This is a genomic window from Kineococcus arenarius subsp. arenarius (assembly GCF_050871845.1).
Classification (GTDB): domain Bacteria; phylum Actinomycetota; class Actinomycetes; order Actinomycetales; family Kineococcaceae; genus Kineococcus.
Window position 1 is genome coordinate 1 of sequence record NZ_JBJLSE010000022.1, and the last position, 14,182, is coordinate 14,182.

Sequence of the window (14,182 nt, forward strand, 5' to 3'; positions counted from 1 at the left end):
CGCCTGCACTCCAGCCTGGGCTACATCCCGCCCGCCGAAGCCGAGGCCGCCCACTACGCTGCGATCATCGCGGCCCAACCGGAGCCGCGACCCGTTTGAAGACGGCAGAAAAGCCGTGACGCTTCACAGACCGGTTCCAAGCCGCCGGCCAGCGCGTTGCAGGGCGCGATCAGCTTCATGGTCTTCCTGGTGGCGATGGCTGTCCTGGGTGTGGGCCTGGGGCACCTGCTGCACAGCTACCTCCTCGGTGCGGGTGCTGGAGTGCTGCTCGCCTCGGCCATCACGGCGACCAGCGCGTGGGCGCGTCGGCGCCAGTAGTTCCCCGCACGCTGCTGGTGCGATCACCGGCGGTGGAAAGCGCGCAGCGGTTCCGACGTCGCTCCCGTGCGTGCGACTGCCCCCGCGTGCGGCTGCCTCTTCGATGACGGGGGCCCTGAGAGCACGTGCCCGTGAACCGCACCGCCGATGCCCGCCACCACGACCTCGACGACCTGCGCGAGCGCGTGCGCGTCGAGCGTGGCGGACGGCGCGACGACAGCACCCCGCAGCTCGCGGCGGCCGACGCCGAGCTGTGCGCGCTCGCGCCGGTGCTGTCCGACGGCACCGTGCGAACCGGCGCGCAGGCCGACGTGGCCGTCAGCGTGCAGTCGGCCGTCAAGCCGTTCCTCTTCGCGCTGGCGCTGCTCGACACCCGGGGGCGGGCGCTGGAGCGCATCGTGCGAGGGCTGTCGGCGTTCGCCGCCCGCGACCTCGACGTCGACATCGCCGACAGCGAGCACCTGCTGGGCGATCGCAACCACGCCCTGGCGCACCTCATGCGCGCCGAGGGGACCTTGCGCGTCGGTGCCGACGACGCCGTCGCGGTCCACGCCCGTGCCTGCGCGGTGCTGGTCGATGCGCGCGTGCTGGCCGTCAGGGGCGCGACGTCGGCGTCGGGGGGCCGCAACCCGGTCCCCGGGGAGCAGGTGGTGCCGCCCGAGGTGGCGCGCGACGTCGTGTCGATCATGGCCACCGTGATCAGCCCACCCCTGGACGAGCAGGGCACCAGCGTGCGTGGGCGCATCGCCTGCGAGGAGCTCAGCGCCGACCTCGGCCTGCACGTCTTCGGCTCGCGCGCGCTCTGAGGGCCGGGGGTCGGGAACGCTCACGCAGGGGCGCCGATCGGCGCGCGCCGCCGCACCCGCCGCCGCGTCAGGCGGTGCGCCACCAGGGCCCCGGCCCCGGCTGCGAGCAGGACCCCGGTGGCGTGCAGCAGCAGCGGCGGCTGTCCACGGTCGGCGCGCGGCACCGCGAGGACGTGCTCGGCGCGCTGGGTGAGCCCGGTGGCCAGCTCGAAGTCGACGACCGCGTAGTCCCCGCTGCCGGTGGGCACCCGAGTGAACGGTCGTGCGGCACCGGTGCCCAGGTCCACGCTCGAGACGGTGAAGTCCACGTCCGTGGCGCTGCTGCTGGCGCCCACGTCCTGCACCAGCACCTCGCCGGACGAGCGCCACGCCAGCAGCGCGTCGCCTGCCACCGGCGCGGGCACCGTGGCGGCCTCCTCCTCGGAGGCGGCGAGGAAGGCCACCTCCCCGTCGCGCTGCACGGCCAGCAGTCGCCCGTCGGGGGAGAAGGCCGCGGAGATCGCCTCCCCGGCTCCCGGCACCGGCTCGGTGCGCCCGCTGGCCACGTCGAGCACGAGGAGCTGCCCGGAGTGGCCGGGGCCGCCGAAGGGGTGCGCCGGGCCGGTGGGGGACAGGTACGCCAGGCGCCGCGAGTCCGGCGACCACGCCAGGGGCAGCGCGGCGCTCGCGTCGGGGAGCGGGAGGGTGCGCACGTCGCCGGTGGCGGCATCGACCAGGGCGACGTCGGCCGGCTCGGGTGCACCGGTTCCCACCACGCTGGTGGGAGCGCCGGCGTCCCAGTCGCCGACCGCGACGGTGGAACCGTCCGGGGACAGCGACATCGGCGCCGCATCGCCCTGGGTGTCGGGGGCACCGCGCTCCATCGCGGTGCTCAGGCGGCGGGCGCTGGCGCCGTCCGCCCCCAGCACGAGGGCTTGCGGGACGTCCATGAACTCCACGCCCAGGCCCTACTGGTGGACGGCCAGGACGCGTCCCGCCGGCGCGGCGTCGAGCGAGCCCGTGCGGTAGCTGTAGCCGGGCAGTCGCGCGGGCACGATCGCCCCGGCCCACCCGCGCACGGCGAGGAAGTGATCACCGTCCGTGGTCAGTGATGCAGCACTCCCCGAGCCCCGCACCGCTCGGGCAAGCGCTTGCCAGGACGGTTCGCGGCCTCGTACGGTCGATCGCACCGGGAGGGCCGTACGCCGCTGAACCGTTTCGCGACGACGGCGTCGCGTGGACCGGGCCCACCCACGGACGAAGGACGGGCGATGAGGCTTCTCCCACGTGCGAGCACCGGCCGGGCGCTCCTGTGCGGCGGCGTCGGCGCCGCGCTGCTGCTGGGTTCGGCCACCGGCACCGCCGGCGCGAACCCCGCACCGCAGCACGCGGGCGCCAGCACCGGCGTCCAGCTCGAGTGGCTCGACCGCGGCCTGGTCGCGGCCGCCACCGAGCGCGGCGTGTTCCTGTCGTGGCGGCTGCTGGGCCACGAGGTCACCGGCGCCACGGCGCAGGGCGACACCGGCCCCGCGTTCCGGGTCTACCGCGACGGTGCGCTCGCGACGACCGTCACCGGCAGCACGAACTGGCTGGACACCGCCGGCGGCGCGAGCTCGCGCTACCGCGTGGTGCCCGTCGTCGACGGCCGCGAGGCCGGCCCGGTGGGGGAGGCGACCCCCTGGGGCGGGGCGTCCCTGGACGTGGCGCTGCGCAAGCCGGCCGACGGAACCACCCCGGCGGGGGAGGCGTACACCTACTCCGCCAACGACGTCAGCGCCGCGGACGTCGACGGCGACGGGCAGCTGGAGCTCGTCGTGAAGTGGGACCCCTCGAACTCCAAGGACGTCTCCCAGGTCGGCTACACCGGGACCACGTACCTCGACACGTACGAGCTGGACGGCACCCTCCTGGCCCGTTTCGACCTCGGCGTGAACATCCGCGCCGGCGCCCACTACACCCAGTTCCTGGTGCAGGACTTCGACGGCGACGGCCGCGCGGAGCTGATGCTCAAGACCGCCCCGGGCACCTCCAGCACCCGCTACATCCACGGGGAGGCGGCCGGCACCCGGCCGATCACGCTGCTGCCGCAGGACGTGGCGGCGGGCGTGACCCACGCCGACGACTACCGGCTCAGCGCCGCCGGCTACCGCGAGCACCTCATCGGGGTGCTGCGCGGCTGGCACGCCCACCCCGAGGTCGTCGCCGGGCGCTGGCCGGCCACGGTCGAGCAGGCCCTGGGCCTCGAACCCCGCTACTCGTACCCCCTCTCGCAGGCCGACGCCGCCGCGCTGGCCGACCACTTCATCGACGTCTACGCACCCGCCCGCTCCTCCCGCAACGCGCTGCGGGCCTTCGAGGGTTTCGTCCTCACCGGCCCCGAGTACCTCACCGTCTTCGACGCCGGCACCGGCGATGAGCTGCAGACCGTCGCGTACGAACCCGGCCGCACCGACGGCGGGCTGATGTGGGGCGACTACGCCATGTCCCGCATCGAACCGGGCAACCGCGTCGACCGGTTCCTCGCCGGCGTCGCCCACCTCGACGGCGAGCACCCCTCGGCGGTCTTCGCCCGCGGCTACTACACGCGCACCGCCCTGGTCGCCTACGACTGGGACGGTGAGCGGCTGAGGCGGCGCTGGTCCGTCGGCAGCGGTTTCACCCCCATGACCAACCCCTTCGACGACAGCCCGCACGGGCGCGACGGCACCGACCCGGTGTACGGGACCCTCACCACGCAGGGTTTCCACTCCCTCAGCGCTGCCGACGTCGACGGCGACGGCCGGCACGAGATCGTCTACGGCTCCGCCACAATCGACGACGACGGCTCCCTGCTGTACTCCTCCTTCGACACGCTGCCCGAGGGCTCGGCGGACCCCGGTGCGAACGCCAGGCTCGGCCACGGCGACGCCCTGCACGTCACCGACATCGACCCCGACCGCCCGGGCCTGGAGATCTTCACCGTCCACGAGGGCGGCACCTCGGCCCCGTACGGCAACGCGCTGCGCGACCCCGCCACCCGCGGCATCGAGGTGTGGGCCTCCATGCCGAACGGCACGGACGGTTCCGGCCTGCTCAGCGCCCGGGGCGAACAGATCGCCCCCACCACGCCCGGGACCAACCAGTCGATCCGCTGGGCCGCCGACGGCACCACCCAGATCGTCGAGGGCTCCGGCGACGCCACCCCCGTCGTGGTCGACCGCGACCGCGGGGTCCTGCTCACCGCGACCGGCACCCGCACGAACAACGGCACCAAGGGCAACCCGGCCCTGGTCGCCGACGTCCTCGGCGACTGGCGCGAGGAACTGGTGCTGCGCACCACCGACAGCACGGCGCTGCGGATCTTCCTCAGCACCGAGGTGAGCGACCGCGCGGTGCGCACCCTGCTGCACGACGCGCAGTACCGCGACGAGGTCGCCCGGCAGCAGACCGGCTACGACCAGCCGACCCACCCCGGCTTCTACCTCGCCTCCGACACCGACTTCACGCAGGTGCCCGCACCGGACGTGCTCGCCCCCACCCCGGCGGTGCTCGGCAACCGCCTGGCGCAGCTGTCCACCGCCGGCGAGGTCACCGGACCGGTGGTGAAGATCCTGCGCGCGCACGCCCGCAACGCGCAGCGCCACCTCGAGCGCGGCCGCACGGACCAGGCCGGGCGCGAGTTGCACCGCTTCCTGGACCGGCTCGAGCAACCCCCGGGCAGCAGCCGGGTCGATGAGCACGCGCAGCGGGTCCTGCGGTACACCGCCACCTCCGCGCTCACCGCGCTGGGCTGAGCGCCGGGCGCAGCCCTCAGCCCGGCAGGTGCACCACGACCGTGTCGCCGGTGCGCTGCACCCGCACCCCCGGCAGCGCGGCCACCTCCGCCAGCCACGCCAGCTTCCCCGCGCGCGAGACACCCGTGGACGCGCGCGAGGCGTCCAGGACCACCACGTCCGGCAGCCGCTCCAGCGGGGCGTCCACCGACCAACCCACCACGTCGTGCCCACCGCCGGCCTCGCCCAGCAGGTACGGGCCGGAGGTGTTGTCCGCCGCCAACCGCGAACCGGCCGGCAGGGCCGCGGTCGCCGCACGCACCTGCTGCACGTACGGGCCCGCCCGCCAGGTCGACGCCTGCCACGGCACCGACAGCGACCCCACCGGCAGCACCCACGCCGTCGTGGCCGCGCTCGCCGCCGCCGCCAGCACCGCCAGGGGCACCACCGCCCGCGGCCGGCGAGCGCGCACCCGGCGCAGCACGTCCACCAGCGCCACCGCGGCCACCGGCACCAGCACCGCCCCGTAGTGCAGCCCCGGCGACCAGTACGACGGCGTCACCGAGACCAGCCGCCACGCCAGCGTCGGCACCGCCAGCAGCGCCACCGGCGACGCCACCCACAGCACCCCGGCCCCCACCACGGTGGTGAGCACCAGCACCGCCCGCGCGCGCAGCGCCTCACCGGCCGGCACCGGATCCGGCGCGACCGCGGTGCGCGCGCTGCCCCCGAACGCGGCCAGCCGGCTCAGGTCGTGCGCGGGGTCCACCACCAGCATCGTCGCGAACGCCACCACCACCCCGACCGCCGCCGCCGCAGCCACTGCCAGGCCCAGCCGGCGCCGCCCGCGCAACCACAGCAGCACCGCCACCACCGCCACGGTGGCGCCCATGTCCTCCTTGACCAGCAGCAGCGGCAGCGACCACAGCGCCGCCGCGCCGTGCCGGCCCTCCAGCAGCGCGGTGGCGCACAGCGCCAGCAGCGGCACGGCCAGGCACACCTCGTGCACGTCGAAGCGCGCCGCCGCCAGTGCCCCGTGCGCCAGCGCCGTGCCCACCGCCACCGCCGCCGCGGCCGGCCGCGGCAGGTGCCGCACCGCGCAGCGCGCCACCAGCGCCGTGCCCAGCCCCAGCAGCAGCGCCTGCGCCAGCACCAGCGCCCGCGGGTCCGGCCAGAGCGCCCACACCGGCCCGAACACCGCCGTGGCGGGGGAGAAGTGGTCACCCAGCAGCGGCGTGCCGCCCAGCACCGAGGAGGTCGGCAGCTGCAGGCGCGCCCACGAGGCCGCCGACTGGCTGAAGATGCCCAGGTCGTAGTTCGTGGCGTCCCCGCGGTGGAAGTGCCCCAGCCCGATGCTCGCGCACAGCAGCGCCGACAACGCCCCGGCCAGCACCACCAGGACCCCACCGGCACCGGTGAGCGGCCGCGGGACCGGGGCGCGGGGGACGGGCAGGGGGCTGCGCAGCGCGGTCATCGCCGTCGATGATGCCGCCGCCGCGACGCGCGGCCGACCACGGCCCCACCCCGGCCCCACCACGGCCCGCCCGGGCCCACCCCCGCCGGCACCTAGACTCCTGGTGCCGCCCGCGCCCGCAGCGCCGGCCGGCACCCCAGCACACCCACCCAGCCCCAGCCCGCGAGGAGCCCCGTGGCAGTCCAGCCGATCCGCCTGTTCGGCGACCCGGTCCTGCGCCAGCGCGCCGAGGAGGTCACCACCTTCGACAAGGAGCTGCGCAAGCTCGTCAAGGACCTGGAGGACACCATGCTCGCCGCCCCCGGCGCCGGGCTGGCCGCCCCCCAGCTGGGCGTGGGCCTGCGCGTGTTCACCTACCACGCCGACGGCGAGCTGGGCCACCTCGTCAACCCCGTCCTGGACCTGTCCGAGGAGTGCCAGGACGGCGACGAGGGCTGCCTGTCCTTCCCCGGCATCGTCGCCGACACCCGCCGCTCCCTGCACGTGGTCGCCAAGGGCTTCGACCAGCACGGCGAGCCCATCACCGTCACCGGCTCGGAGTTCAAGGCCCGCGCCATCCAGCACGAGACCGACCACCTCGACGGGGTGCTGTTCATCGACCGCCTCGACAAGGCCCAGCGCAAGCTCGCCCTGAAGGCCGTGCGTGAAGCCGAGTGGCTCGGCCAGGGCACCCCCCGGGTCAAGGTCTCCCCCCACGCCACCTTCGGGCAGGCCCGCTAGTGCGCCTGGTCGTGGCCGGCACCCCCGACGTCGCCCTGCCCTCCCTGGAGGCGCTGCTGGCCTCCACCCACGAGGTCGCCGCCGTCGTCACCCGCCCCGACGCGCGCGCCGGGCGCGGCCGGCGCGCCGCCGCCTCACCCGTGGCCACCCGCGCCCGCGACGCCGGCCTGCCGGTGCTGCAACCGCCCACCCCGCGCGACCCGGCGTTCCTGGCGCAGCTGGCCGAGATGGCCCCCGACGCCTGCCCCGTGATCGCCTACGGCGCCCTGGTGCCGCCCGCCGCGCTCGGCGTGCCCCGCCTGGGCTGGGTGAACCTGCACTTCTCCCTGCTGCCCGCCTGGCGCGGCGCCGCCCCCGTCCAGCGCGCCCTCATGGCCGGCGACGACGTCACCGGCGCGTGCGTCTTCCAGCTCGAGCAGGGCCTGGACACCGGCCCGGTCTACGGCTGCCTGACCGAACCGGTCGGGCAGCGCGACACCGCCGGCGACCTGCTGACCCGCCTGGCGCGCAGCGGCGCGCAGCTGCTGCTCGACGTGCTCGACGCGATGCAGGCCGGCACCGCGCACGCGGTGCCGCAACCGGCCGACGGCGTCAGCCTCGCCCCGAAGATCACCGTGGAGGAGGCGCGCGTGGACTGGAACGCCCCCGCCGCCGCCGTGGACCGGCACGTGCGCGCCTGCACCCCCGACCCGGGCGCGTGGACCACCTTCCGCGGCGAGCGCCTGAAGCTGGCCCCCGTGCTGCCCCTGCCGCCCGGGGACGAGCAGGCGCCCGCACCGGGCCGCGTCGCGGTGGGCAAGCGCCGGGTCCTGGTGGGCACCGGCGCCGGAGCGGTCGAGCTGGGGCACGTCCAGCCGGCCGGCAAGCGGGCCATGCCCGCGCTGGACTGGGCCCGCGGCGCGCGGCCCGAGGACGAGGAGCTGCAGTGACCCCCGGAGCCGACCGACCGGCATCGCGACGACCCGCCCAGCGCGGCGGGCAGGGCGGCGGGCAGGGCGGCGGGCAGCGCGGCGGGCAGGGCCCGGACCCGCGCGGCGCTCGCGGCCCCGCCCGCGCCGGTGGCAGCGGCGAGCAGACCCCCCGGCGCGGGGTCAAGCCCGACCGCTACACCCGCGTCGACGAGGCCCGCCGCGTGGCCTTCGCCGTGCTGCGCGCGGTCGACGAGGAAGACGCCTACGCCAACCTGGTCCTGCCGCAGCTGCTGCGCCAGCGCCGCCTGGGCGGGCGCGACGCCGCCTTCGCCACCGAGCTGGCCTACGGGGTGCTGCGCGGGCGCGGCACCTACGACGCGCTGCTGGCCACCGTCGTGGACCGCCCCTTCACCGACCTGGACCCCGGGGTGCTGGACGCGCTGCGCATGGGCGCGCACCAGCTGCTGGCCATGCGGGTGCCCGACCACGCCGCGGTGGCCACCACCGTGGCCCTGGCCCGCGCCGAGCTCGGTGCCGGCCCGGCCGGTCTGGTCAACGCCGTGCTGCGCAGCGCCGTGGGCCGCGAGCTGGACGAGTGGCTCGAGCAGGCCGCGCCCCCGGCGGACACCGACGAGGGCCTGGCGGTGCGCACCTCGCACCCGCAGTGGGTGGTGCGTTCCCTGCGCGAGGCGCTGCGCGCCCACGGCCACGACGCCGCCGAGCTGGGTGAGCTGCTGGCCGCGGACAACGCCCCGGCCGCGGTGGCCCTGACCGTCCTGCCCGGCCTGGCCACCCCGCAGGAGCTGCTCAGCGACGACCGCGCCCTGACGGTGCGCCCGGGGCGCTTCTCGCCGACCGCGGTGCTGCTCGAGCGCGGCGACCCCGGCCTGGTGCCCGCCGTGCGCGCCGGCCGCGCCCGCGTGCAGGACGAGGGCAGCCAGCTGGTCGCGCACGTGCTGGCCGCCGCCGACGTCGACGGGCGCGACGAGCGCTGGCTGGACCTGTGCGCCGGCCCCGGCGGCAAGGCAGCCCAGCTGGCCGCCACCGCCGTGCAGCGCGGCGCGCACCTGACGGCCGTGGAGGTCGCCCCGCACCGCGCGCAGCTGGTGCGCCAGGCGCTGTCCGCGCTGCCGCAGGGCCCGGGCGGAGCCGTCGAGGTGCGCGTGGGCGACGGGCGCGAGGTCGGCGCCGACGAGCCCGGCACCTACGACCGCGTCCTGGTCGACGCGCCCTGCACCGGCCTGGGGGCGCTGCGCCGCCGGCCGGAGGCGCGCTGGCGGCGCACCCCGGCCGACCTGGGCACCCTCGGCCCGCTGCAGCGCGCCCTGCTGGGCTCGGCGGTCGACGCGCTGCGCCCCGGCGGGGTGGTGGCCTACGCCACCTGCTCGCCGGTGCTGGCCGAGACCCGCCTGGTCGTCGACGACGCGGTCAAGGCCGCCGCCAGGCGCGGGGTGGTCCTGGAGCGGCTGGACACCCCGGCGGTGCTGGCCCGCGTGGCCCCCGGCATCGAGCACGCCGCGGCCGGCACCGCGGTGCAGCTGTGGCCGCACACCCACGGCACCGACGCCATGCACGTGGCGCTGCTGCGCCGCACGTCCTGAGCGCGCCGCCGCACGGGTCGAGCGGCGGTGCGCGCGCCGCGGGCCCGCGCGCGGGGTGCGGCGGGCAGGATGGCCCGGTGACCTGGGTCGAGGACGTCCACCGCCGCGCCGACGAGCAACTGCCCGACTACGTCGCGGAGTACTTCGCCACCGCCGCCGGGCACGGGCAGTGCCAGCGCGAGGGCCTGGCGGCGTGGGAGGCGCTGCGGCTGCGGCCCAGCGTGCTGCGCGACACCAGCCGCGTGAACACCGCCACCACCGTGCTGGGCACCGCGGTGTCCATGCCCGTGCTCGTGGCCCCGATGGCGCAGCAGGTGGCCGCCCGCCCCGAGGGGGAGGTGCTCACCGGGCGCGCCGTCGCCGCCGCCGGCACCCTGCTGGGGGTCTCCACCAACACCGGTGTCGCCTTCGCCGACGTCACCGCCACCGGTGCGCCCTGGTGGTACCAGGTCTACGTCATGCAGGACCGCGCCCTGACGCAGCTGCTCGTCGAGCGCGCCGCCGCCGCCGGGGCCTCGGCCCTGGTGCTGACCGTGGACACCACCGCCCTGGCGCCCGCACTGCCCGGGGTGGAGCCCACCGAGTGGCCCGACACGTACCGCAAGGCCCGCGTGGTCAACCTCACCGACGCCGAGCGCGCGGCCGCGGGCCCGCACGCGCTGCGCACCGCGGAGGACCTGAACCCCGACGTCATCGGCTGGCTGCGGGAGGTCTCCGACCTGCCGGTGGCCGTCAAGGGCGTGCTGACCGCCCGCGACGCGCGCCGCTGCGTGGACGCCGGCGCCGACGCCGTGATCGTCTCCACCCACGGCGGCCGGCGCCTGGGCACCTCGATCACCAGCGCCCGCGCCCTGCCCGAGGTCGTCGCCGAGGTCGGCGACCAGGTCGAGGTGCACGTCGACTCCGGCGTGCGCGAGGGCTCGCACGTCGTGGCGGCCCTGGCGATGGGCGCGCGCGCCGTGCACGTGGGCCGGCCGGTGCTGTGGGGGCTGGCCGCCGACGGGCAGGACGGCGTGGCCGCCGTGCTGGAGCGGCTGCGCGCCGACCTGGTCACCACGCTGCGCCAGGTGGGCGTGGGCGACGTCGCGCAGCTGCGAGCCGCGGACGTCGCGCACCCCTGAGCTCGGCGCGCGCCACGCCGGGACGCGCTCGAGGTGCGCGCAGCGCCCGGTGCCAGCAGCGTGGGACCCCGACCGCACCAGCAGGAGGAAGACCCGTGCCGCTCGAACCCGACGCCCCCGCGCAGGACGCCGACCACGACACCGACCACGAGGTCGTGGAGATCACCTACGACGAGCAGCGCTACCCCGCGCGCCCGCAGCGGCTGCGGGCGCGCGCGCAGCTGCGCGGCGGACCGGGCGCCTCGCGCCGCATCGCCGACCCGCGCGCCGCCGACGGCTCCAACCCCGCCTACGTGCAGTGGCTGGTGGGGCAGTCGATGCTCGCCGACGCCGACGTGCTCTCGCGGCAGCTGTCGGGGCAGCCGGCGATGTGGCGCAACCCCTACGCGCGCCCGGACGCGCGGCGCGCCCTGGCCACCGCCTCGGTGTGGTTCACCGCCTACCCCATCTCCCTGATCACCAGGCCGGGGGAGTCCTTCCTGGCCTCCCTGGGCAGCGACGAGCTGTGGCGCGCGTTCCAGGACATCGGCATCGACGCGGTCCACACAGGCCCCGTCAAGCGCGCCGGTGGGCTGACGGGGTGGAACGAGACCCCCAGCGTCGACGGGCACTTCGACCGCATCAGCACCCACATCGACCCGCTGTTCGGCACCGAGGAGGAGTTCCGGGCGGTGTGCGAGGTCGCCGAGCGCCACGGCGGCAGCGTCATCGACGACATCGTGCCCGGTCACACCGGCAAGGGCGCCGACTTCCGCCTCGCGGAGATGGCCTACCGCGAGTACCCGGGCATCTACCACATGGTGGAGATCCCCGAGGAGGACTGGCACCTGCTGCCCGAGGTGCCCGCCGGCGCCGACGCCGTCAACCTCGACGCCCGGGCCGAGCACGAGCTGGCCGAGCACGGCTACATCATCGGCGCCCTGCAGCGCGTCATCTTCTACGCGCCGGGCGTGAAGGAGACCAACTGGTCGGCCACCGCCCCGGTCACCGGTGTGGACGGCAAGGTGCGCCGCTGGGTGTACCTGCACTACTTCAAGCAGGGCCAGCCCTCCATCAACTGGCTGGACCCCACCTTCGCCGGGATGCGCCTGGTCATCGGCGACGCCCTGCACTCCCTGGGCGACCTGGGCAGCAGCGCGCTGCGCCTGGACGCCAACGGGTTCCTGGGCGTGGAGAAGTCCGCCGAGGGCCTGCCGGCGTGGTCGGAGGGCCACCCCCTCTCGCACGCCGCCAACCACGTCATCGCCGGCACCGTGCGCAAGGTCGGCGGGTTCACCTTCCAGGAGCTGAACCTGACGATGGAGGACATCCGCGACACCGGCCGCGTCGGCGCGGACCTGTCCTACGACTTCGTCAACCGCCCCGCCTACCACCACGCCCTGGCCACCGGCGACACCGAGTTCCTGCGCCTGACGCTGCGCACGTCCCTGGAAACCGGCGTGGAACCCGTCAGCCTGGTGCACGCCCTGCAGAACCACGACGAGCTGACGTACGAGCTGGTGCACTGGGCCACGCTGCACAGCCAGGACACCTACCCCTTCCGCGGCCGCGAGACCACGGGGGCGGAACTGGCCGAGACGGTCCGCGCGGACCTGCTGGCCCACCTGACCGGCGAGGCCGCCGACTACAACCACGTCTTCACCACCAACGGCATCGCCTGCACCACCGCGTCCGTCATCGCCGCCACGCAGGGCCTGCGCACCCTGGACGACGTCGACGACGAGCACGTGGAGGGCATCCGCCGCGCCCACCTGCTGCTGGCGATGTTCAACGCCTGGCAGCCGGGCGTGTTCGCCCTGTCCGGCTGGGACCTCACCGGCACCCTGCCGGTGCCGGCCGGGCAGGTCCGCGACCTGATCGAGGGCGGCGACACCCGCTGGGTGCACCGCGGCGCCCACGACCTCATGGACGTCGCCCCCGAGGCGGCCGCCTCCGCCTCCGGCATGCCGCGCGGGCGCGCGCTGTACGGCTCCCTGCCCGAGCAGCTGACCTCCGAGACGTCCTTCGTGGCCGGGCTGCGCGGGGTGCTGTCCGTGCGCGCCAAGCACGGCATCGCCGCCGCCACCCAGATCGACGTCCCGCCCGTGGCGCACCCCGGCATGCTCGTCATGGTCCACCGCCTCGACGACGGCGACCCGACCCGCACCGACGCGCCCGTGCAGGTCACGGTGCTGAACTTCACCGGCGAGACCATCGAGGGCACGGTGCGCTCCGACGCCCTCGAACCGCGCCACGCCGTCGTCGACGCCGCCACCGGCGGGGAGATCGGCTGGGTGGACGACCTGCGCAGCTTCGGGGTGTGGCTGGGCCCCTACGCGGGGCTGTTCCTGGTGCTCACCGCCCCCGGCGAGCAGGACGCCGCCGTGCACGGCCAGACCCTCGGCCGGCCCGAAGGCTCCTGAGACCCACCGGCGCCCGCGCCCCGGCCGCACCGGCCGCACCGCGCGGGCGCCGCTAGGGTCGCGCCGTGACGATCCAGGTCAACCCCAGCATCCTGTCCGCCGACTTCGCCAACCTGGCCGCGGAGCTGGAGCGCATCTCCACCGCCGACGCCGCCCACGTGGACGTCATGGACGGGCACTTCGTGCCCAACCTGACCCTGGGCCTGCCGGTCGTCGAGGCGCTGCGCAAGGTCTCGCCCGTCCCGCTGGACTGCCACCTGATGATCGAGGCGCCCGACCGCTGGGCGCCGGCCTACGCCGAGGCCGGCGCCCAGGGCGTCACCTTCCACGCCGAGGCCGCCACCGCCCCGGTGCGCCTGGCCCGCGAGCTGCGCGCCGCCGGGGCGCGCGCGGGCCTGGCGCTGCGCCCGGCCACCCCGCTGGAGCCGTTCGTGGACCTGCTCGGCGAGTTCGACATGCTGCTGGTGATGACCGTCGAACCCGGCTTCGGCGGGCAGTCCTTCCTGGACGTGACGCTGCCGAAGATCCGCCGCGCCCGCGCCGCCATCGGCGCCTCCGGCCTGGACGTGCGCCTGCAGGTCGACGGCGGCGTGTCCACCTCCACCATCGAGCGCGCCGCCGAGGCCGGCGCCGACGTCTTCGTCGCCGGCTCGGCCGTCTACGGCGCCGAGGACGCCGCCGGCGCCGTGGAGGAGCTGCGGCGCCTGGCCACGGCCGCCTGCGCGCCCTGACCCCTGCGCGCACCGGCGGCGCTGCCCGCACCGTGCGCGTGGCACACTGACGCGACCGGCTGCCCCGCACGGGGCACGCCGCACCAGCGAGACCAGAAGCAGGACCAGCAGGACCGAACGACACGCGTGCTCCGGGGTCGGTGCAAGTCCGAACCGGCGGTGACAGTCCGCGAGCCCCCACCTCGGTGGCGGGCCGACCCGGTGCAACCCCGGGACCGACGGTGAGAGTCCGGACGGGAGGCGGCACGCGGGTCGTGCGCTCGCCCCTGCGCGCGCCGGTGGCTCCGCCGCCGCGCGCCGCGCCGGTGCGCCCGCACGGCCCGGGCCGGTGGTGCGCTCACGCACCACCGGCGGCCTCCGCACCCCC

The 14,182-nt window shown here is 76.3% G+C and carries 11 protein-coding genes and 1 riboswitch; of the genes, 9 read left to right on the forward strand and 2 right to left on the reverse strand.

Annotation, left to right across the window (positions count from 1 at the left end; translation table 11 throughout):
- Nucleotides 1-189 precede the first annotated feature (189 nt).
- A complete protein-coding gene (locus tag ACRYM0_RS07850; protein WP_432503770.1) occupies nt 190-318 on the forward strand; it encodes a hypothetical protein in 129 nt (42 codons plus the stop codon).
- A gap of 131 nt (nt 319-449) precedes the next feature.
- Nucleotides 450-1,124: a glutaminase gene (locus tag ACRYM0_RS07855; protein WP_432503773.1), complete on the forward strand. Its 675-nt coding sequence runs from the start codon at nt 450-452 to the stop codon at nt 1,122-1,124.
- 20 nt (nt 1,125-1,144) lie between these two features.
- Here the strand turns inward: ACRYM0_RS07855 and ACRYM0_RS07860 are convergent, their stop codons facing one another.
- Nucleotides 1,145-2,062: a hypothetical protein gene (locus tag ACRYM0_RS07860; RefSeq protein ID WP_432503775.1), complete on the reverse strand. Its 918-nt coding sequence runs from the start codon at nt 2,060-2,062 to the stop codon at nt 1,145-1,147.
- 312 nt (nt 2,063-2,374) lie between these two features.
- On the opposite strand from ACRYM0_RS07860, the gene ACRYM0_RS07865 reads away from it, so the two are divergent.
- On the forward strand, nt 2,375-4,876 hold the full coding sequence (locus tag ACRYM0_RS07865; protein ID WP_432503777.1) for a rhamnogalacturonan lyase: 2,502 nt from the start codon (nt 2,375-2,377) through the stop codon (nt 4,874-4,876).
- Nucleotides 4,877-4,892: 16 nt separating this feature from the next.
- On the opposite strand, the gene ACRYM0_RS07870 is transcribed toward ACRYM0_RS07865, so the two are convergent.
- Nucleotides 4,893-6,329 carry a DUF2079 domain-containing protein gene (locus ACRYM0_RS07870; RefSeq protein ID WP_432503779.1) on the reverse strand — a complete coding sequence of 479 codons (1,437 nt, stop codon included), beginning with the start codon at nt 6,327-6,329 and terminating at the stop codon, nt 4,893-4,895.
- A gap of 174 nt (nt 6,330-6,503) precedes the next feature.
- On the opposite strand from ACRYM0_RS07870, the gene def reads away from it, so the two are divergent.
- The 6 genes from def (at nt 6,504) to rpe (ending at nt 13,815) form a co-directional block, all read left to right on the forward strand.
- Nucleotides 6,504-7,049, forward strand: a complete 546-nt coding sequence (def, locus tag ACRYM0_RS07875; RefSeq protein ID WP_432503781.1) for a peptide deformylase — start codon at nt 6,504-6,506, stop codon at nt 7,047-7,049.
- Entirely contained in the window at nt 7,049-7,978 is a 930-nt protein-coding gene (fmt, locus tag ACRYM0_RS07880) for a methionyl-tRNA formyltransferase (protein WP_432503783.1), read from the forward strand. Before def ends, fmt begins: the two co-directional genes overlap by 1 nt.
- Nucleotides 7,975-9,561: an RsmB/NOP family class I SAM-dependent RNA methyltransferase gene (locus ACRYM0_RS07885; protein WP_432503785.1), complete on the forward strand. Its 1,587-nt coding sequence runs from the start codon at nt 7,975-7,977 to the stop codon at nt 9,559-9,561. Before fmt ends, ACRYM0_RS07885 begins: the two co-directional genes overlap by 4 nt.
- Before the next feature lie 77 nt (nt 9,562-9,638).
- Nucleotides 9,639-10,682 carry an alpha-hydroxy acid oxidase gene (locus tag ACRYM0_RS07890; RefSeq protein ID WP_432503787.1) on the forward strand — a complete coding sequence of 348 codons (1,044 nt, stop codon included), beginning with the start codon at nt 9,639-9,641 and terminating at the stop codon, nt 10,680-10,682.
- A gap of 95 nt (nt 10,683-10,777) precedes the next feature.
- Nucleotides 10,778-13,084 (forward strand): maltose alpha-D-glucosyltransferase, encoded by a 2,307-nt coding sequence (gene treS / locus ACRYM0_RS07895; RefSeq protein ID WP_432503790.1) that lies wholly within the window; start codon nt 10,778-10,780, stop codon nt 13,082-13,084.
- A 65-nt stretch (nt 13,085-13,149) separates the two neighbouring features.
- Nucleotides 13,150-13,815, forward strand: coding sequence for a ribulose-phosphate 3-epimerase (gene rpe, locus ACRYM0_RS07900; protein WP_432503792.1), 666 nt, complete (start codon nt 13,150-13,152; stop codon nt 13,813-13,815).
- Between the two features lie 122 nt (nt 13,816-13,937).
- Nucleotides 13,938-14,066: riboswitch (FMN riboswitch) on the forward strand.
- Nucleotides 14,067-14,182 lie beyond the last annotated feature (116 nt).

Excerpts from the sequence above, each read along its gene's own strand:
- ACRYM0_RS07865 (WP_432503777.1), top strand. The coding sequence starts at position 2,375 with ATGAGGCTTCTCCCACGTGCGAGCACCGGCCGGGCGCTCCTGTGCGGC.
- ACRYM0_RS07870 (WP_432503779.1), bottom strand. The coding sequence starts at position 6,329 with ATGACCGCGCTGCGCAGCCCCCTGCCCGTCCCCCGCGCCCCGGTCCCG.